The organism is Bacillus sp. SD088 (genome assembly GCF_017355205.1).
In the GTDB taxonomy this organism is placed as follows: domain Bacteria; phylum Bacillota; class Bacilli; order Bacillales; family Bacillaceae_C; genus Lederbergia.
The window spans coordinates 131266-152006 of record NZ_JADIJK010000003.1; the positions used below are offsets into that span (position 1 = coordinate 131266).

Below are 20741 nucleotides of genomic sequence, written 5' to 3' on the forward strand. Positions count from 1 at the left end.
TTTTACAACTGATTGCTCACTAGCATTTTCCCGGCTTACGATAAACCGATATAGTATTTATCCTTTCTCACCCCTCCTTATAATTAGCTTTATAAAATCATTATAAAAAAATCTCATAAAATAACTAACATTTTTATGACACTTTCTTATACAAATTTGCTATTTGGCCATGTGGTGTAAAATAAAAAGTTGTCCAGCACTTATGCACTGAACAACTTTTTCATTACAACTATACTTTTTGTCGCTCTCGAAAGGCTCTTTCGATATCTCGCTTGGCTTCTTTTCGTTTCAAATCCTCGCGTTTATCGTATTTCTTTTTCCCTTTGGCGAGTCCGATTAATACTTTTGCGTAGCCGTTTTTAATATAGATTTTCAATGGAATAATCGAGTATCCTTGTTCCTTCGATTCTCCAATTAATTTACTAATTTCTTTACGATGCAATAATAATTTTCTAGTTCGTAAAGGGTCATGATTATAACGATTTCCCTGTTCGTATGGACTAATATGGACATTGTGTAAGTATAGCTCTCCATTTTGGATCCGAGCAAAGGAATCTTTTAAATTAACTCTTCCAGCCCGAATCGATTTAATTTCTGTCCCTTGTAAAACCATTCCCGCTTCATACGTTTCTTCAACAGAATAATCATGACGCGCCTTTTTATTTTGCGCAATCAGTTTTCCTTCCCCTTTTGGCATGTGTAATCCCCCCTCTATTCTGTTCTATGAAATTTGGTTCCTCTATTATACACGAAGGAGAAAAAGGGTGGAAGCCTCCGCCTCCAACCCATCTGACATCATGACTTCTTTCTTCCCGATTTTTTACTTTTATTTCGATAAGCCTTTTTCTTCTTTTTTTGTGGTGGTCTTGTAGACCACTCATCATTGTCACTACGATTTTCTTGTGGCCCCTTTGCCTTATTCCCCTTTTTCAATTTAAGGATTTGCGGCTTCGTTTCATCTTCATGCTTCGGTCGCTTCTTTTTCATCCCGACAATTTCAAAATCAATATCATGCTCATCCTTATTAACATTGATCACGCGAACAGTAATCTCATCGCCAATCCGGAAGACAGTTCCTGTTCTTTCTCCAATCATTGCTAAATGACGTTCATCATAATGATAATAATCATCTGTCATATAACTCACATGGACGAGCCCTTCGATGGTATTGGGAAGTTCCACAAATAAACCAAAGTTAGTAATGGAACTAATCATGCCATCAAATTCTTCACCAATTTTATCTTCCATATATTCTGCTTTTTTCATCTCATCCGTATCTCGTTCCGCATCAACTGCACGACGCTCCCTTTTTGACGTATGATCCGCAATATCTGGAAGCTCTGCATCCCACTTGCTCCGCGTGCCCTCATCCAACTTTCCTTCAAATAAGTAAGTCCGAATCAAACGATGAACGATTAAATCAGGATAGCGGCGGATAGGTGATGTGAAATGTGTATAAAATTTCGTTGATAAACCAAAGTGACCGATGCTCTCTGGATCATATTTAGCTTGTTGCATGGAACGAAGCATCATCGTAGAAATCACCATTTCTTCTGGTTTTCCAGCAACTGCCTCGATAATATCTTGAAGAGCACGCGGGTGTACGGAATTAGCAGTTCCACGGACAATCAATCCGAAATTCGTAATAAACTCAAAGAATCTTTGCAGTTTATCTTCTTTTGGATCTTCATGAATCCGATAAATAAATGGAACATCCATCCAATGGAAACGCTCTGCCACTGTTTCATTGGCGATTAACATAAATTCCTCAATGATTCGCTCCCCAATCGACCGTTCGCGAATCTCAACATCAGTTGGTTTTCCGTCCGCATCCACTAAAACCTTTGCTTCTTTAAAATCAAAATCAATTGCTCCACGCTTCATTCGTTTGTTTTGTAAAACGCCTTGGAGCTCCTCCATTAATTCAAACATTGGCACGAGGGCTTGATATTTCTCCCGTAATTCTTCATCCTTCTCGATTAAAATCCGATTCACAGCTTCATAGGTCATTCGTTCTGTCGTCTTAATCAAGCCAGGAAAGATCTCATGGCTGACTACTTCCCCTTGTCCGTTTATTTCCATTTCACAAGAGATCGTAAATCGATCTACTTGTGGATTTAACGAACAAATCCCATTTGATAAACGATGAGGAATCATTGGAATGACGCGATCAACTAAGTAGACACTTGTACCACGCTCATAGGCTTCACGATCAATCGCTTCGCCTTCACGAACATAATAACTAACATCAGCAATATGGACACCTAATTTATAATGTCCATTTTCCAGTCGCGATAAGGTCACAGCATCATCTAAATCCTTCGCATCTGCCCCATCAATCGTCACAATCGTTTCATTACGTAAATCTCGTCGATTCGGAATATCCACTTCATCCACCACATCTGGGATGCGATTGGCTGCTTCCATAACTTCGTCTGGGAACGCGAGCGGGAGTTCATGCTGATGGATAATCGATAAAATATCGATGCCTGGATCATTTTTATGGCCAAGGATTTCGACAATTTCTCCTTCAGCATTTTTTCGATTCTCAGGAAAAATCGTAATATGGACGACTACCTTATGGCCGTCGATCGCTCCCATACTTTTATTTTTCGGGATAAAAATATCATCGGCAATTTTCTTATCATCTGGAATAACAAAGCCAAAATATTTCGATTCCGAATACGTCCCGACAACTTTTTCAGAACCACGCTTTAAAATTCGGACAACTGTTCCTTCGCGCCTTGATCCTTTACTTTCATTCGCAATACGGACCAAAACATGATCACCATGCATAGCGCCATTCTTCTCATGGGGAGGAATAAAGACATCATCAAGACTTTTGTCATCTGGAATTAAAAAAGCAAAACCTTTTGCATGCCCCGATAGTGTCCCACGCATCAAATTCATTTTTTCTGGTAAGCCATAGCGATTACTTCTCGTTCTGACGACCATTCCTTGTTCTTCCATATAGACAAGCGCTTTTACAAGGCTTTTAAAATCCTCGGCCTCTGTAACTTGTAAATTTTCCTCAATTTCACTAACAGTGAGCGGTTTTGCTTCTTCTTGCAGATACGCTAATACCTTTTCGATAAAGATTTGTCTATTCTCTTCCATTTCCAAGCCCTCCTTGGCCACCTACTCCGTCCAATCTAAGCTCTCTAGAAAATGATAAATATCCTCATGAAGAGTTTCCTTTTCTGGACCTAATGTAATCACATGTCCAGATTTTTCGTACCATTTGATCCCTTTTTGGGAGGATTCCACTTCTTCATAAATAATATTGGCACTTTCCGGATTAATCATCTGATCATTTCTTGCTTGTACAACAAACATGGGATTATAAATCATATCAACAGATTCTCGAACGCTCGCTATTAATTCCTGCATATCTTTTAGCGTGTTCATAGGAGTCTTTTTGAATTCATTCATTTCTTGTTCAATTTGCTCTACAGATTTTCCTTCAAATTGCTTATATTCTTTCGCATATTGTACAACTCCGTCATACATTGTTTCCTCTGTTTTAAAAAACACGGGGGCACACATGGGAATAATTCCCTTTACAGGTACAGTGTAACCCAGTTTCAAAGAAAAAACACCACCAAGTGAAAGTCCGGCGACAGCAATCTCCTCATGTCCTAAATCTTTTAAGTGCTGATAAGCATTCATCACGTCCTGCCACCAATCCTCCGGGCCTGTATGAAGCAATTCCTCTGGAGGGACACCATGCCCTTTATAAATAGGTGCATGACTTGTATAACCCTTCTTTTCAAGAAAACGTGCTAGCATCCGAACATCCGCACTATTTCCAGTAAATCCATGTAATAGTAAAACAGCCCTTTTTCCTGCTTTAAATGTAAATGGCTGTGGGGGTTTAATTTTCATTTTCATAACTCCATTTCTCTATATCTATGCGGTCAAGCTCTTCATTTAGTTTAAACAAAGATCGATCGAACAATCCAGAAAAACGATTGCTCATCTCGCAAAATTGTCCATTCAATATATATTAACCACTAAAAAAACCTGGCCCATATCGACCAGGTTTCGAATTCAAATATTTATTCAAACATAACCACGGTAATGGCCAATAAAAAGAACAAAACAGAAAGGATCACCGTTGTACGATGAAGAATTAAATCCATTCCACGCGCTTTTTGCTTTCCAAATAATTGCTCAGCGCCTCCAGAAATAGCTCCTGAGAGTCCAGCACTCTTTCCAGATTGAAGCAGAACAACACCTATAAGTGCGATAGAATCAATCAATAATAAAATAATGAGCAGTGTGTACACCAAATTCCCTCCCTAAAACGAACATAAAACGTTAACATAAATGTAACATAATTGAGAACAATGAACAAGATATTTTTATCCTGCTTAAAGCACCTGCCGATTTCTTAAGTATAAATCCAAAAAGTTGATATCTATTTATAAACGAAGAACAAAAGCGTAAGCGCCTTGATCAGCCCCGACAAGCAAATGTTCCTGAACCTAGGAAGGGGCTTTTTCCCTTCATAGGTTCAGGGTTATTTGACCTCGAGGGGCTAGGCGCTGGAGCTGGATGTCGACCACGACATAAGCTAGTTATCCACAAGCGACAATTTTATAATTTCCTTAACAATGAAAAATACCAGCTCCATATAGAAGCTGGATCATTGACCAATTTGTAAAAGCCACATTTGCCGTATCTAACTTAAAGAAGCTTTATACACCACTTGACTAAGTGGGTGTTTGCAGAAACCTTCCTGCTTGTCCTCCATGTCTTATAGACAGAGATTTGTCATTTCGGTTTCAATGTAAAACTCCCTAAATTCTAACTAGGTGAAAAACTTAATTAAAGGTACGAACAATGTAGCCTTTAAAAGTATCTTACTCCTTTTCAAAAGATATAGCAATAGTAAATACTTACATAAAATCTTTCTCAGCGGAAATCATTCCTATAACCAAGCATGGAGCCCTTCGTAATTTATTTTCCAACTCCCATCATCTGGAAACCCTGGGCAATTCGGATTTGGTGCATCTTTCCAACCACATACCATCATCGCTACTGCTGTCAATAAACCACCATTCCCCGGTAAATAAGCCGTCAATCCTGGTCTTTGATAATTATGGCCATTTGGTAAATAGGTATTTTTTGTTGCTTCCATCATTAAAAAGTCTACAGCCAGTTCTTTTTCTCCTAATCGAGCAGCTGTCATAGCACACATCGGAAAATCCCATCCCCAAGCGCTTTCCCAATCCCAAACCTCGTATACCTTTCTGAGTGTATTTCTCATAATCTCTTTATCTATCAATGTTCCAGGAAGAATTCCTAAGGCACCTACCATAGACGGATGGTCATGATTTTTCTCCGTATAGGTTTGTTCACAGTTTTCATGCGCAAGATAGACATCTTCTTTCAAAGGAGGGGAGGACATCGATTGAGCCACTTTTGACCATGCTGGATTCACACTGATACTTAATCTTTCCGCCCATTTTATAGCAATATCTAAGCCGTACTTCCAATACTCTAATTCATATGGTGGATTTATACTTTCCTCCATTCGGTGACATTCTTGTGCTGGAATCAATGGAGGACCAAGGATATAGGCAGCTTTTTCTTCATCCCAATGAGCATAGGAAGCCATGAAATCAGCTGATGCAAAAATCATGTCTTTATATTTTTCCAACAATTCCTCTGTTGGAGTAGCCAGATAAAGTAATTCTGCTAATGCGATTGGATGCGGTTGTTGCCAGATAAGTCCTGGTGCTACAGGAGAAGGACTCTGCAAGCCATCCATCCCGACCATTTTCGGCCATCTCGCTCCCTCATAGCCTTGACTTTTGGCTAAATCCTCTGCCAGTGGAAGGATTTTATTATACCATTCTAAGCTTTTATCAAGAATATCAGCGCGTCCCCATAAAGGAAAATGGGCTGCATGCCACCAATGCATTTCTAAATGAAATTTTCCAAACCAGCTATTATACATATACCCAGTCTCTTGTGGTGGCAATGAGCCTCCACTATGAATGGCACATAAATATTGAGAAAGAATGACTCTTCTTTCTAAATCAAAAGCCCTTGGATCAGCACTTCCGGAAAAATCAATCGCCCCACCTGTTTGCCAAAAATCTGCCCAGTGCTTTTCGCTTTCTGACAAAACATCTTTTCCTTTTACAACGGCAGGATCACTAGGTGAGAATGATACTGTAAAAGCTTGTTCATCGGATGCTCCATCTGCAGTTAAGGTAAATTCATGTTGGCCAGTTTGTTCCCAATTCCCTTGTTCCCAACTCCAGTATACTTGGTAGAAATCTTCATCAAGAACTCTCTTTAATAGAACAGATTGTTCGGTATTTTTAACAATCTCGGTTATATGCCGATCATCTGCCTCCCAATTTGGAAAAGTTGCTTTGGCCCATGCATTATCAGTCACATCAGGAGCAGGAAATGAAATTTTCACTTCCATCCTTTGACTTTTTAATAAGGGAGATAACACTTTTACACTAATCACATCTTGATGAGGGTGACAGGCAGTATATACTGTAACAGGCTCTCCATCTACTATATAATGACTTTCCACAATCCCTGTCCATAAATGATGGTGCTGATCAATATTTTCAATTGAATCATGGGGGATTTCACAATGATCTTCTGTTAAAAAGCGAAAGGCTATTCTCCCCAGCTGTAGGCGATGGGGATTTTGTCGTAGCCAATGATAGGCTTCATCACATTCCTCTGGCTTCATTGGATAATAAACTTGCCGCCCATAAGTATCGAAGCTTTGATAACGGATATCCTTTTCAGTATATAAGTTTCTACGCCCTGTATAATGCCAACCCCAATTGGATTGTGTCCCAAGTGGACTTTCATATGCCTCAGGATAGGTCTGCACCCCCGTAAAGTCAAAACTAAAACCAAATTCTCCATTTCCAACCGATAATGGTGCCAGTGGCTCTACCTTTTTAATAATTGGATCATGTCGTTCAACTATGCTTTTTCTATCCATTCTAACACCTCAACAACATTATTTTTATTCGGCTAAACGGCTCTTTTTATCTTTTAGCATTTCCCGATATTTACCTGGTGTCGTATGTTTATATTTACGAAAGACGCGGATAAAGCTGTTTTCATGTTGATACCCTACCTCAACAGCAATAGCCGCGACCTTTTTATCAGTATTTAATAATAATTCCTCTGCTTTCTCAATTCGTAGTTTTGTTAAATATCCATAAATCGTATCAGCTGTTTTTTCTTTAAATATTTGGCTTGCTAAGCTAACACTAATCCCAATCGAATCAGCAATTTCCGTAATCCCAATGGCTTTATCTAAATGTTCCTCCATATAAGTAACCATTCTCTCACAAAGGATATTCTCTTTATTTTTCGCTTGCTTTTTCCATTTTTCGCTTGCTTCTTTCGCACCTTCTTTTAAAAGCTCTTCGATTTCCTCTAAACAAATTGTGCTTATTTTCTCCACTACTATTTCCTTAGATTCATTTTGGCTTTCTGGATTTTTTTTGCTCCAAATAACATTAACCATTTCGGTTAATTTTGAGTGAACGCTCGCTGGGAAGTATTGTTTATTCCGAAATTCTTGAATAATTTCTTCCACAAGTGTCATCGCCTGTGTCTCATCACCTCCAATAATTGCTTCAGTCAATTGTTCTAAGCTAGGCTCGATTTTCATTGCAATATGCGGTTCATTTACATTACATTCATCAATTTCTATAACACTTCCATAGCTTTTATAGAGTCGATATCCTAACGCTAACTCTGCTTCTAAAACCGCCTCCTTGATTTCCTCTACTTTTTGTTTTACTTGACTAATGCCAACAGAGGCAGTGAAACCTAATAACCGTTCAGATGTAGATAACGCTTTCAGAAACTCGCGTGATAGTGTAGCTTTTCTACCATCATATTGAAGTAAGACAGCAATTTTCCCTGGACCAAAATCCACACATTTATTATAAGAGTATTCCATAAGAACTTCTGAAATAATATTTTGCAGGGCGAATTTTAAAAGTGAGTGATCCGTACTTGGAAATTTCTTTAACCATGCCCAATAGTTATCAATTGAAATAATCGCTATGACTAAACTATGATGATTCCAGTCTCTGAAATAATGATTCCACTTTTCTTTTATTTCCTCTCCAGACTTTAATTCTCCTTGGTAGATATCCAGAATAAATTTCGACGATGCTTCTAATTTCATCGTATCTAAAGTTTTAGCTAAATGGGCATGATCATCGATTAATTGGCCTGCAACATACTCCAGTTCGTTTAACCCTTGTTTTGAAATATCTTGTTCCTTCATTATAAATAGTTGCTTTAACCGAAAAACTGGGCGAAAAACCTTTATATTCATATAAAGGATGGCTGCCAAGCCAATAGAAAGAGCAATTAATGAGACTATAAATACAATATGACCCACTCGTCGAGATTTCGCCAATATACTTTCCTGGGTTACAAGCGAAACGTATTGCCAACCCGTAACAGGAGATTGCACCTGACTAGCCAATAAAGTTTCATCTTTATACGTAAAATCTCCTAATCTTTCTTTTCTAAGATTTGTCATACTTTCTTCAAGGCTCTTTTTATCAAATGCATAATTTGATACTGAATAAAGGATTTCATCTTGTTCATCCATAATAAATCGAGTACTATCTAGATTGGTTAGTTTTGGTGGATTAATGTTTGCAAATAAAGTTTCCTCCTTTAAATTGATGGCCACCAAGCCTTTAAAATCACCATGAATTAATATTTTTCGAAAAAGAGTAATTTCCGAACCACTATTTTTCGCGCCCTCAGGCACCTCGCGCTTTTTCACAACCATCATCTTATCTGTTAGCTCATTGGCGACATCCGTCCATTCGGAATCAACAAACGTTTTTTTCGTTGCACTATAGCCGTGTGGAATCGTCACAAAACTCTCCCTGTTCATATCATATACATATATACTTTTAATAATGGACGAATTATTGATGGAAGCTGATAACATTTTATAAATCTCTGTAATATTTCCATAAGAATTTTGTTCATCACTTGTAAGAAATTGATAGACACCGTCATCTAATGCAACCTCTGTCGCAATTCTATTGCTTTCATTAATTGCTTCATCGATAAAATTCATACTGATCTGCAGCATCTGTTGCTGCGGGTCATTTAATTGTTCTTGGAGAACAGCTTTAGATGTATTGTAAGATGTAATACTCACAATGATAATAACAATGAAAATTGTAATCGTTAAGAATAACCAAAGACTGGTCTGCGTTTTAAGTAAATTATAATTAAACCACTTTTGAAAAAAATTAGGCATGTATCTCCCCCCCTTTTTAGTATACTACATGCCTAATTATGGAATCTTTTTTTATTTTCATATTAATGGAGGAGTGATTTATATGTTTTACTCCCCCTTCCATTTACCAATCATGGCATTCGTATAGGATTTGAGGATATTATATAAATGAATGGGAAGTACCTGATCATCCTTTTGAATTTTTGCCAATTGCTTAAAATTCTCCATATGCTTCACAACTTTTTCCTTTTTATCTTGCTTTTCATAGGCTTCTACCGCAGTTAAATGGAGATTCAATGCATGAGCGGATTTCTCGTCAGTCCATTCTCCTGTTTCTTTAAACTGTTCGATGAACGTCTTCATGCTAGCCGTTGCAACTTGGTCTGGTGTGATTTTTACTTTATTTGATATCTTTGATTCCCCACTCGCATTCTCTGCTTTAAGGTAATAGACATACTCACCCCCTGGCTCAACGGTTCGATCGTAGAAAGTTTCCACTTTTGCATAGCCCACATTTTCTACTCTACCATTCGCTTCTCTATAGATATTGAATTGATTGCCACCACCACCTGATGTCCATATTAACCCAACAAATGATTCTCCCACTAATCCAACTTTTAATTCAGTTGGAGCTTGTGGTAATGGCATATCAATGACTAGCTCTTTTGAAGGATTGGTCTCGCCTATTTCATTCAGAGCCGTAATTTTGTATGTGTAACCAGATCGATTGTTATCAACGCTGTTGTCCATATAATGTGTAGAAGTTATATTTTCGATCAGTGAAAAGTTATTATCTTCATTTGCCTTTCTATAAATATTATAGCTTTCCGCTCCATCCACTGCTTCCCACAATAGTTCAAAAGTTGAAGTTGTGATTTTGCCTGTCGTTAACCCGACTGGAATTTCAGGTAAAACAACAGGGGGACCGGTTTTAGTACTAATATTATTTGTTTTTTCTGATTCACCACCAACTCCAGTTGCTGATACTTTATAATAATATTTTGTATCTGGTGTCAGATTCCCATCCGTATACTCCGGCTTTGTAGCACTCGCTACTTTTTTGTATGAGCCCTCTTTCTCATTTGCCCGATAGATGGAATAGCCAGTCACATCCTCAAGAGCTTCCCATTTTAACTGAATAGACATGCTTCTTGCTTTTATAACTTCCAATCCTTTAGGTGCAACTGGTACTGGCACTGAAGAATCGTAAGCAGCAAGTTCCAATTCATTTGAATGTGGTGACTCCCCACTGGCATTAAGAGCAGATACTTTATAATAGTAGGTGTGTCCCAGTTCGAGATCATCATCCACATATTCTGCCGTTTTAGAAGTGGCAACTGCTTTTAATTGATTCACAGATGATGAACGATAGATTAAATAGGTGTCCGCATCATTTACAGGTAACCATTTTAAATTCACAGAAGCATCACCTAAAACTTCACCTTCCAATTCAGTAGGGGCCGATTCAGGTGGCTGTCCCTCTGAATTCGGTTTTAGCGCCATAAAATAATTCATTCGTGATGTATTATTGTTAGACCCTGTCACAACAAACGAACCCGCAGGATAATGCTTTTTATATAGTTTATACTTGACTGGTTGATCATCCTCTATCAATTTTCCAGTATCTTCATAAGATGCTAGCCATTCAGGTAATGTGCCAATTCGCGAATCATGGGCAACGTACACATCCGTATCTGCCACCACATGAAAGGAGAGCAAATCATCATTAGAGGCACTTCTTGAATCAACTGCTGACCGAATCCATTCCATCCCAATAAGCTCATCAGGTATTGAAGTGAATCGATAAACGCTATTGCCTGTCATTCGATCTCCAGCAACAAAATCTCCAACCTGCAAATTCTTTTCGATTGACCATTTCTTTGCATTTTCTATTCCATTCTTACTATTATCATTGATGATTGCATTTCTGATCCATTCTCCATCCATCCCTACAACAGGTTCTTTGACAGGTTCTTCTGGATCAGGATCTGTTGGTGGAATAAATGGCGGTCCTTCCCACTCTGGTGGCGATGTCGGGTAATCCTTTGGAAAACTTGGTGCAGCTAGTTCATTTAAATAATATTCTAAGTTCGTATAGCCTTCCCCGTGCATATCTCCATTTCGATCTTCCGGATCATTGGGATCTAATCCATTTTTGATCTCCCATTCATCTGGCATACCGTCTCCATCCGAATCAAGAGGCAGTGTTCCCTGTTGAAGAGCCGGATATCCTCCTACATCGGTCTCATGTCCGATGATAACACCAGTTTGATCTCTGACACTGTCAATTACACGTTTATCTACGTCATCACGAGTCAGTGATGCACCCGAGTAGTCTAATACATACTCATAGGCTTCTTCTGGTTCCTGTGTATGCACTAAAGGATATTCAAACCGTTCTGGAACGACTACACTTGGTCTTTCAGCCTCAATCATATCAGTACCTGTGTCCTTCCCATCAAGGATGCCATTTTGATTATGATCAAGGCGATTATTCTCAAGAAATACTTGATAGTTTTCATTTCCTCTAACAATCGCATATTCAGGATCTTTAGAATTTAAACCGGCAATAAAGTAATTTCCAACCACATTTCCATAACCTTTGGTACCCGATTCCCCTCCTGCTACATACGGATATTGGCCCCAATTATAGACAATATTGTTGACAAAATCGATCTGCCCTTTGGTTTTCGGATTACGATCATTATTATGAGCGTATACATTATGATGCATTGTAATTGTATTCATTTCAATTAAACCACCCATTGAGTGTGTAAGAAGCCCTTCCGACATAATTGACCATTGGACAGTAATATTTTTTGATTTAGGATCTTCATAGTTTTTGCTTTTAATAGATAACACTTCATCGGTAGCCCAGGAAAATGTGCAATGATCAATGATTACATTTTGACTATCTTCTATATACATCGCATCATCATTAAAGTCTTCTTGGGCGCCCATACGAAAACGGACAAACCTAATAATAATATCTTGCGAATTAATGAAACGAAGTGTGTTTCCCCGGATGGTAATGCCATCTCCTGGGGCTGTTTGTCCTGCGATCGTGATATTGGACTTGTTGTTCACAACGGTCTTGGGTATGGTAATTTCACCTGATATATCAAAGACAATTGTCCTTGGCACATCACCCGCAGTCATTAAAGCATCATGGAAAGTACCTGGACCTGTTAGCTCTCGACTTGTGACATGATAAACTTCCCCACCCCTGCCTCCAACTGAGGCATAGCCAAATCCTTCTGCACCTGGGAAAGCTGGTAATTTGCTATTATCTGCTTTTGCAGAATGATCGTATGGTGGAAAAATAGCCAGACATAATACAACTGATAACATGAGGGTCAATATTCTCAAATATGATACCTCCTAAGATAAAGATAGACTCTCGGCATTCACTGAGTTAGATGGTACAAGGTTTTCTTACTATTTTTCCTCCTAAATTTTATAGGGGATATTTCACTTTTTTGTAGAACTTCCATTCTATATTGAACGAGATTATCATCTACAAATGGTGAATCCGCTAGTCATCGTTGATTTCCGTTCTATGACGCTTTCCAGGAGCATACGGTGATCCTCCTCCCTGCTCATATCATGGCCTCATTACACCATACCAGCCCGTTATTTTTCTCCACCTTATTTGTGCAAATGTCTAAAACACAACATACTTTGCTAATGTACTTCAGTAACTCAAAAATAATGCGAAACTGCCATCAGTAAAAGTTTCTTCATCCCCGACTGATGGTGAGCATGTTTCGCAACTGTTTCATTTTACTTTTTCATACCATTCCTGAACCCGTTCTGTTACAGTATCACCACCAGATTCCTTCCATCTATCCACAAATTCATCAAATTTTTCAATCGGCCATTCTCCAATAACAATTTTAGTTAAATATTCCTGAAATAACTTATGAGACTGAATATCAGGAAAACCATCATATACAGTGCTTGGTAATCCATCTCCAGCAATTCGTCTTGCATCTTGGGTACTAATTTCAAAAATATCTTTCACCATTTTCTGCTGATCCTCTGGAAATGTTTCTTCAATTCTTTTTTCCATGTCCTCTTCTGTTGTTAAGTTCCTCATTCCTAATGCAATTGGTGTTTCGTCAGTAGGGGGAATTAATACCTTTTTGTCATCCTCAACTTTGTGCTGTGCTCCCTCTATCCCAAATTGAACGAATTCTTCATTCTCATCATTATAAAAGAAATCTAGTAATTTTAATGCAGCTGCCGCCTTATCTTCTGATGAAAGTGGGATCATCCATTCCGCTTCTCCCATACTCTTTTGGGTTACAAAACCTTCATAGCCCTCGACTTTTGGTAAAGGCATCCCGACAATATAAGCATCCGGTGCTCCTACCTTCATGGCTTCATAGCGCTCATGCAAGTTTGCTGGCAAATGATACCAGCTCCCTACTAAGTTATTGTTAATTTTTGCTGTCCATACCTCCCCTTTGTTCAAAAATGTTTCATTGTCTAATAGTTTCTCCTCGTATAGATCACGAAGAAATTCAATAGCCGCCCTCATATTTTCTGAAGTACCGGCATAATTGATCTCACCATCATAAATATCCCATTCAGGATTTCCTTCCCACATTGCCACACCATATAAAGCGAAAAGATGATCCATCCATTTTCCAAACTCTCTACCTGAAGTTGGTAATTCATCTTTTTCACCATTTCCATTAGGATCCTCATCCCGAAAGGCTATCAGTAGTTCTTTATATTCTTCCAATGTTTGCGGCATTTCTAGTTCAACCGCTTCAAGCCAATCCTGACGTAATAATGGCGTCCTTTCTGGAACAAGAAATACCTTTGGAATATAATAGATTTTTCCATCCTCCGACGCACTTCTAACAACATCCCATGCTTCTTCAGGAATATTCTTCCACACATTTGGAGCGTATTTAGGTAATAAATCATCAAGTGCTAACGCTCCTCCTTGTGTAATCAAGGTTTGTTCAACCCCGCCAATTGGACGTAGAATATCTGGTAAATCATCTGAGGCAATCATATAATTTAACTGTTCTGCCGGATCTGAGCCCGCAGGTGTTGTCATTAACTCATATTCAACACCGGTTTTATCCGCGATATATTGGACATGCGGGTCATCGTTACCTGGAATGGTCCCTTTTCCTAGGTGACTCTTATACACTTTGACCTGCACAATTCCATCATCTGCATCTTCCCCACCTGCAGATTGTTTCGCTTCATTTTTACCACTACATGCCATCATTGTGATAGATGCCAATAGTAAAATAGCTAATAGAAAACAGCGCCTTCTAGTTAATCTCACCATCACTTTTCCCCCTATTTATTTTTACTCTTTCAGTGATCCTAGTACTGCTCCTTTTACAAAATACTTTTGTAGATAAGGATAGACTAATACAATCGGAATGGTTGCAAAGATAATTGTTGCTGCTTTTAACGTTGTCGTATTAAAATCAAAATCTCCAACTATAAGATTCACTGCTGCCAACTCCTCTGGTGCTACAAAATATTCCCTCAATCTTAGCTGGAGCGGATACAATTTTTCATCTCGAATGAAAAGAATGGCTCGCATAAATGTATTCCAATAACCTACAGCGTAAAATAAGCTGACTGTTGCAAGCACAGGTTTGGAAAGAGGCAAATAAATTTGAAATAAGAGGCGAAAATCATGGCAGCCATCTATTTTCGCTGCATCATCCAAATCACTTGGAATTCCCATAAAAAAGGTTCGGATAATCACCATATTAAATGTGCTAATTAAGCCTGGTATAATAAGCGCCCACAAAGAGTTCATCATCCCTAACTCTCTTACTGTTAAAAAGAAAGGAATCATCGGGGCATTAAAGATCATTGTAATCACAATGCCTAGCATAATCGGCTTCTTAAGTAAAAATTCTCTACGTGATAACGGAAAAGCTGTTAAAACAGAAAATAACATACTAAGTAGTGTACCTACTACTGTAATATAAACCGTGACGGCAAATGATCTCCACAAAACCTTATTTTGAAGAATATGTTCCCAGGTACCCGTTGTAAATTCTACTGGCCACAGAAAGACTTTTTTAGAATCAGCTGCGATCGGTGAACTAAACGAAACAGCCAATAATTGGAGTAATGGAGCGATCATTGTCAAAGCAGCCAAAATAAGAATCATATAGTTCAATACCTGAAATGTCTTTTCCCCTGTTGATATTTTCATTACCACAGCCCCTGATCTGTTTTTCTAGCTAAACGATTAAATATCCATAGTAATGCAAATCCAATAACGGATTGGAATAGTCCAATGGCCGTTGTCATACTATATTGACCTTGTAACACACCAGCCCGATATACATATGTTTCAATAATATCGCCTACTGAATAAGTCATCGGTGTTAATAAATTAAAGATTTGATCAAATCCTAGTTCAAGGAAATTACCAATATTAAGCAGGAACAACACCAATATAGTAGGAAATAACATCGGAATCGTAATATGGATCGTCTGCTTCCATCTGCCTGCTCCATCAACTACAGCCGCTTCATATAAATTGGGATTAATCCCTGCAATGGCAGCTAAATAAATGATCGTCCCCCAACCAATTTCCTTCCATATACCAGAAAGCACAACAATCGTACGAAAATACTTTTCTTCCTGCATAAATAAAATCGGATCTACATCAAAAAAGCCTAAGATAGCGTTTACAATTCCTTGAGTGGATAATAGCTCAAATACAATTCCACCAACCACTACCCACGAGAGAAAATGTGGCAAGTAAAACAAACTTTGAAGGGTTTTTTTGGCAAGAAGTACCCGAACCTCATTAAATAATAAAGCTAAAATGATCGGCGCAGGAAAACTAAACACCAATTGATAAACAGCAATGGTTGCCGTATTTCTTAATACAAGAAAAAAATCTTGGTAAGAAAATAAAAACCGAAAATTATCTAAACCTACCCATGGACTACCCAAAATCCCCTTAAAGATTTGATAATCTTGAAAAGCAATCACACTTCCAAATAAAGGAATATACTTAAATATAATGTAATAAATAATCCCTGGCAAAATCATAATATATAGCATCCAATGTTTTTTTATGTTTTCTACATAGCGATTTTTTCTCCTTCGCAGATTCAACTCCTTTTTCGAACTCATTTCTGTCTGATTCTGTGCGGATAACTCTGCCAACTTTCCAATCCCCCCTTTATTCTAAAATAATGTTCATTCGCTATTATACCGACGGCCCAACGGAACCAACAATTGACCAATCTTCCATTTTATGCACAATTATCTTTAATTTAGGAAAAATATTGGATTTGTGCATAGCATAAAAGAATTGTTCATAAGTAAAATGTTAAGAAACGTATAAATGTCAACACAAATATGTACACTTTCGCTTGTTTAAGGATGTACAAAATTACTCATTTTCTTTCGTAAAATGATCCTTCAATCGATAGGAATCCCCAACCATTGTAACAACTGTCGCATGGTGTAAAATCCGGTCCAAAATGGCATTTGCCAATTTGGGTTCCTGAAACACCTCATCCCATGTTTTAAAGTTTACATTAGTCGTTAAGATGGTACTTCGCTTCTCATACCGCATGTCAATCAACTGAAAAAACAACTTCGCATCCTCTTGGTCAATGGGCAAATAACCAATTTCATCAATGATTAATAGTCTATACTTTGTATAATGCTTCAAACGAGCTTCTAGACGGTTCTCCAGCCGTGCTCGTTTTAGATTCTGAATTAAGTCATGACACTTAATGAAATAAGTACTTGTCCGTTTCTTAGCTGCTGCGATTCCTATTGCGGTTGCCAAGTGGGTTTTTCCCACTCCACTTGGTCCCAAAAATACAATATTCTCGTTTAACTCAATAAACCGAAGGGTGAGAAAATCTAGAATCTGCTGTTGATTAACTGACGTTTGAAAGGTAAAATCAAAATCCCTTATTTCCTTCAAATGTGGAAAACCTGCGACCTTTACCATGGACTGCGTCATATTCTGCTCTCGTACATCAATTTCATAATTAGATAGCTTGATTAATGTATCAATAAACGACAGTTGATTCCGTACTCCAAAATCTATCACTTCATTTAAATGTAACGTCATTTGCTTTAGCTTTAGATATTCTAAGTTTCGTAATAAATGTTGATAATTAGTTGCTGAACTCATTACTTATACACCTCTCCAATGGTTGCTAGATTTTTCTTAGCTAAATCATCTATCTTAGGGTAGTAGGGGGCTGACACAGTCAAGCCCGCCTTATAATGGGACTCCTGATAATTAAGCTTCGCTTTGCTTACGGGATGTTGTGCAATGAGTTTCATGTTATAATAAATCCACAAGTGGTCATCATACACCTGTAAGCCTACTTTCTTTCCTTGATATTCTGGTGGTACGGAGTATTGGTTTGATTTGTAGGAAATCATGTTAGATGCATTGACTTTTACAAGTGTATGCTTGATTCGGTAGGAATCTCTTACTTTTTCAGTTGGTAGCTGGAGTAAGTGGTTCCTTTCTTTTTTAAATTCAATTATTGGAATTTTTCCTGTCCCTTGGTGGATCTGGTAATTCACTCGGTTGGCTAAATCCTGGATAAACTGATGTAGCTCCTCTAACGTGAGTTGGCCTTGATAGGCGTGTATTTCGTCCAATAGTTTCATCGTCGTTTCTATTTTTCCTTTAGTCCTTGGACGTCCAGCGATACATGCTCTTACCTTAAAGCCATAATCTTTTGCGAATTGCTCAAACTTCGCATTCACTTTCCCTGGATAGTGTTCTGTTCTAGCTTCATCCATCACGGTTTTCATATTATCCGTAAGGAGTTCCGCAGGAACACCACCAAATGCTTCAAAAGCTTCTGTTAAGAAGGAAAACAAAGTACTTTGTGATTTTGATATACTCATATGAAATGCCCGTATCCTAGAAGTAGAGAGTATGAGTGCTGCTACGTTTATCTCAACCTTTTCACCATCCTTTGTCTCATACAGAATGTTTTCCTTCCAATCTAGTTGTGCTTGTTTGCCTGGAGGAGTTTCATAACGAACAGTTCCTTTAGGAGAAGGAATGCGCTTGTCTTCCTCAAAGTAAGCATTAAATTCAGGTGTGCGTGCAATGTAAGCACGAAATGTAGAAGCTCCACACTCTAATCCATGATTATCCTTTAAATATTGCCACAGCACTCGGCGATAATAAAATACCTGCTTAGAATCCTCCGATAAAAGGGCAGCGATAACTTCATAGTACTCATCAATTTTAGAAGATTTCTTTCTTGTCCTCTTAGGAATAAATCCATTTAAGTACTTATCAACGGTTCGACGATCGACCCCTAATTCCTCTGCCAACTTGCTCTTATTAATTTTCATTTTTATATGCTCCATTATTTGTTTGAATTTTGGTAAGTCTGAAAGACTTTTTATCTCAAAATTAACGTCAACATTGAACGATATATACATTCCTAGTCACCTCATGACTAGTATGTGGAATGTCAGCGACTTTGTACATATTTATCCAAGCGTTACTGTACATATTTAAAGTATCATTTCTAAAGAAACGCAAAAAAGAACAGGGTATATTGCTATACCCTGTTCTTTTTTGCGTTTCTAACTATCGAAAATTTAATCAAAAACGATTTGGTAAATAATTTTCATTTGACGATTTCTTTCCTTATCCCTTCGCTCCGGATATTACAATCCCCTGTATAAAGTATTTTTGCGCAAAGAAAAACAGGAGCAAAGGTGGAAGTACAGCCATAACTGAACCAGCCATTAATAAATTCCAAGGGGTCTGCGCGTAGGTGGCCGTAAAATTAGCCAATCCCAATGATAATGGGTACAAATCCGAATTATTTAAATAGATTAATGGTCCCATCAAATCATTCCAGCGAAACATAAATTCCATAATCGCTGCGGTTGCCATTGCTGGGACTGAAAGTGGTAGAATAACCCGAAAAAATAAAACCGTGTAGCCACCCCCATCAATTTTTACCGCATCATCTAACTCACGGGAAATTCCTGTATAAAACTGCCTTAATAGAAAAATTAAAAAGGCACTTCCACCAAAGGCAGGAATAATAAGTGGTAAATAGGAATCGACCCATCCTAATTTGTTAAAAATTAAATATTGCGGAATCATCGTCACTTGCTGAGGAAGCATCATCGTGCTCAAAACAATGGCAAATAGAATTAGACTTCCCCTTGCCCGTAATCGGGCAAATCCAAAGGCAACCATAGCAGAAGTAAACACCGTAGCAAAAACTGAAATCGCGGTATACCAAACCGTATTCCAGATATATTTTCCAAAGGGATGGTCTGAAAATACGTCTAAGTAGTTTTTCCATTGTAAAGGATATGGAAACCATTCAGGTGGTAATTTAAATACCGCCCCTTGCGTTTTGAACGAAGTGGTCACCATCCAAAATAAAGGAAACATAAAGAGTAGTAGCCCAAGTAAAATAAGAAAATAGACTAAAACTTTTCCTGCTACTGATAATTCACCGGGAGCATAGCTTCTCTGTCTTCTTCGCTTCACTTTTTCTACCTCCTTGTTTCGGATTCATAATAGACATAGCGCTTGGAAACGAGCAGGGATAACATCGTTAAGGCAAAAATGATAATAAAAAGGATCCATGCTTGTGCGGATGCATACCCAATTTTAAAATCAGCAAAGGCAGTATCAAAGAGATAATATACGTAAAAATAGGACATCCAATTCGGCCCACCCTTTGTCACAACATATGCTTGAGTAAAGATTTGAAAGGAACTAATAATCGCTATGATCGAGTTAAATAAAATAACAGGAGAAATCAGTGGTACTGTAATATTAAAAAACCTACGGATTGGTCCTGCCCCATCTATGGAAGCGGATTCATATAAGTCATTAGGTAAACTTTGCAAGCTCGCTAAGAAAATGATCATGGTGCCGCCCAGTGCTGTTAATTGCATTAACACAAAAGATGGAATCACTGTTTTTGCATCTGTAAACCAACCAGGACCATCGATCCCAAAGACTGAATATAGAACAGAGTTAACGATCCCAAAATCAGGGTTTAACAACCACGCCCATAAAAAAGCAATCGAAACACCGGAAACTACTGTCGGAGCATAAAACATAGTTCGGAAAAAGGCTTGCCCTTTAATTTTTTGATTTAATAACAGTGCTAGCACTAATCCCGCACAAATTGTAAATGGAACAGCTAAAACAGCATAATACACTGTTACACTTAAAGATTTATAAAAAAGATCATCGGTAAATAGAACTTTATAGTTTCTTAGACCAATAAATTCGATTGCATCGGTAATATTATATTTTGTGAAACTAAGAAAAAGGGATGCAATGATCGGCCCACCAATAAAAAATATAAAACCAAGTACCCATGGTGAAATAAACAACCAAAAAGCGACTTCTTCTCGTTTTTGTTGGTTTTTGAAGCCGCTCGTTCTCTTTTTCTTCATTCAAATCCCTCCTTATAATGAGGTG

The 20741-nt window shown here is 38.0% G+C and carries 14 protein-coding genes and 1 other RNA gene; all 15 read right to left on the bottom strand.

Annotated elements, in window-relative coordinates:
* Positions 1-229: 229 nt before the first annotated feature.
* The 15 genes from smpB to IPU53_RS03695 all read right to left on the bottom strand — a co-directional run bounded on the left by smpB (position 230) and on the right by IPU53_RS03695 (position 20716).
* Positions 230-697: an SsrA-binding protein SmpB gene (gene smpB, locus IPU53_RS03630; RefSeq protein ID WP_207447792.1), complete on the bottom strand. Its 468-nt coding sequence runs from the start codon at positions 695-697 to the stop codon at positions 230-232.
* 98 nt (positions 698-795) lie between these two features.
* The gene (gene rnr / locus IPU53_RS03635) at positions 796-3117 is read right to left on the bottom strand and encodes a ribonuclease R (RefSeq protein WP_207447794.1); all 2322 of its coding nucleotides are present in this window, start codon (positions 3115-3117) and stop codon (positions 796-798) included.
* A 21-nt stretch (positions 3118-3138) separates the two neighbouring features.
* The gene (locus IPU53_RS03640) at positions 3139-3885 is read right to left on the bottom strand and encodes an alpha/beta hydrolase (RefSeq protein WP_207447796.1); all 747 of its coding nucleotides are present in this window, start codon (positions 3883-3885) and stop codon (positions 3139-3141) included.
* A 173-nt stretch (positions 3886-4058) separates the two neighbouring features.
* Positions 4059-4289: a preprotein translocase subunit SecG gene (gene secG, locus IPU53_RS03645; RefSeq protein WP_207447798.1), complete on the bottom strand. Its 231-nt coding sequence runs from the start codon at positions 4287-4289 to the stop codon at positions 4059-4061.
* Between the two features lie 373 nt (positions 4290-4662).
* Positions 4663-4857, bottom strand: a non-coding RNA gene (ssrS, locus tag IPU53_RS25725) — 6S RNA.
* Positions 4858-4933: 76 nt separating this feature from the next.
* Complete coding sequence (locus IPU53_RS03650) at positions 4934-6985, bottom strand: glycoside hydrolase family 65 (protein WP_207447800.1); 2052 nt, start codon at positions 6983-6985, stop codon at positions 4934-4936.
* 24 nt (positions 6986-7009) lie between these two features.
* Positions 7010-9295: an AraC family transcriptional regulator gene (locus IPU53_RS03655; RefSeq protein WP_207447802.1), complete on the bottom strand. Its 2286-nt coding sequence runs from the start codon at positions 9293-9295 to the stop codon at positions 7010-7012.
* 87 nt (positions 9296-9382) lie between these two features.
* Positions 9383-12643 carry a fibronectin type III domain-containing protein gene (locus tag IPU53_RS03660; RefSeq protein ID WP_242698051.1) on the bottom strand — a complete coding sequence of 1087 codons (3261 nt, stop codon included), beginning with the start codon at positions 12641-12643 and terminating at the stop codon, positions 9383-9385.
* 409 nt (positions 12644-13052) lie between these two features.
* The gene (locus IPU53_RS03665) at positions 13053-14588 is read right to left on the bottom strand and encodes an extracellular solute-binding protein (protein WP_207447804.1); all 1536 of its coding nucleotides are present in this window, start codon (positions 14586-14588) and stop codon (positions 13053-13055) included.
* Positions 14589-14609: 21 nt separating this feature from the next.
* A complete protein-coding gene (locus tag IPU53_RS03670) occupies positions 14610-15479 on the bottom strand; it encodes a carbohydrate ABC transporter permease (RefSeq protein ID WP_207447806.1) in 870 nt (289 codons plus the stop codon).
* Positions 15479-16414, bottom strand: a complete 936-nt coding sequence (locus IPU53_RS03675; protein ID WP_207448105.1) for an ABC transporter permease — start codon at positions 16412-16414, stop codon at positions 15479-15481. The genes IPU53_RS03670 and IPU53_RS03675 overlap by 1 nt, the downstream gene beginning before the upstream one ends.
* Before the next feature lie 262 nt (positions 16415-16676).
* Positions 16677-17435: an IS21-like element helper ATPase IstB gene (gene istB / locus IPU53_RS03680; protein ID WP_207447808.1), complete on the bottom strand. Its 759-nt coding sequence runs from the start codon at positions 17433-17435 to the stop codon at positions 16677-16679.
* A complete protein-coding gene (gene istA / locus IPU53_RS03685; protein ID WP_207447810.1) occupies positions 17435-18718 on the bottom strand; it encodes an IS21 family transposase in 1284 nt (427 codons plus the stop codon). The genes istB and istA overlap by 1 nt, the downstream gene beginning before the upstream one ends.
* A 211-nt stretch (positions 18719-18929) precedes the next feature.
* The gene (locus IPU53_RS03690; RefSeq protein ID WP_313886438.1) at positions 18930-19793 is read right to left on the bottom strand and encodes a carbohydrate ABC transporter permease; all 864 of its coding nucleotides are present in this window, start codon (positions 19791-19793) and stop codon (positions 18930-18932) included.
* Positions 19794-19798: 5 nt separating this feature from the next.
* Positions 19799-20716 (bottom strand): carbohydrate ABC transporter permease, encoded by a 918-nt coding sequence (locus tag IPU53_RS03695; RefSeq protein ID WP_207447813.1) that lies wholly within the window; start codon positions 20714-20716, stop codon positions 19799-19801.
* Between the last annotated feature and the right edge of the window lie 25 nt (positions 20717-20741).

What these genes read in the sequence shown, in the direction of transcription:
- smpB (WP_207447792.1), bottom strand. Translation starts at nt 697, where the DNA reads ATGCCAAAAGGGGAAGGAAAACTGATTGCGCAAAATAAAAAGGCGCGT.
- rnr (WP_207447794.1), bottom strand. Translation starts at nt 3,117, where the DNA reads ATGGAAGAGAATAGACAAATCTTTATCGAAAAGGTATTAGCGTATCTG.
- IPU53_RS03640 (WP_207447796.1), bottom strand. Translation starts at nt 3,885, where the DNA reads ATGAAAATTAAACCCCCACAGCCATTTACATTTAAAGCAGGAAAAAGG.
- IPU53_RS03650 (WP_207447800.1), bottom strand. Translation starts at nt 6,985, where the DNA reads ATGGATAGAAAAAGCATAGTTGAACGACATGATCCAATTATTAAAAAG.
- IPU53_RS03655 (WP_207447802.1), bottom strand. Translation starts at nt 9,295, where the DNA reads ATGCCTAATTTTTTTCAAAAGTGGTTTAATTATAATTTACTTAAAACG.
- IPU53_RS03665 (WP_207447804.1), bottom strand. Translation starts at nt 14,588, where the DNA reads ATGGTGAGATTAACTAGAAGGCGCTGTTTTCTATTAGCTATTTTACTA.
- IPU53_RS03670 (WP_207447806.1), bottom strand. Translation starts at nt 15,479, where the DNA reads ATGAAAATATCAACAGGGGAAAAGACATTTCAGGTATTGAACTATATG.
- IPU53_RS03675 (WP_207448105.1), bottom strand. Translation starts at nt 16,414, where the DNA reads ATGAGTTCGAAAAAGGAGTTGAATCTGCGAAGGAGAAAAAATCGCTAT.
- istB (WP_207447808.1), bottom strand. Translation starts at nt 17,435, where the DNA reads ATGAGTTCAGCAACTAATTATCAACATTTATTACGAAACTTAGAATAT.
- istA (WP_207447810.1), bottom strand. Translation starts at nt 18,718, where the DNA reads ATGTATATATCGTTCAATGTTGACGTTAATTTTGAGATAAAAAGTCTT.
- IPU53_RS03695 (WP_207447813.1), bottom strand. Translation starts at nt 20,716, where the DNA reads ATGAAGAAAAAGAGAACGAGCGGCTTCAAAAACCAACAAAAACGAGAA.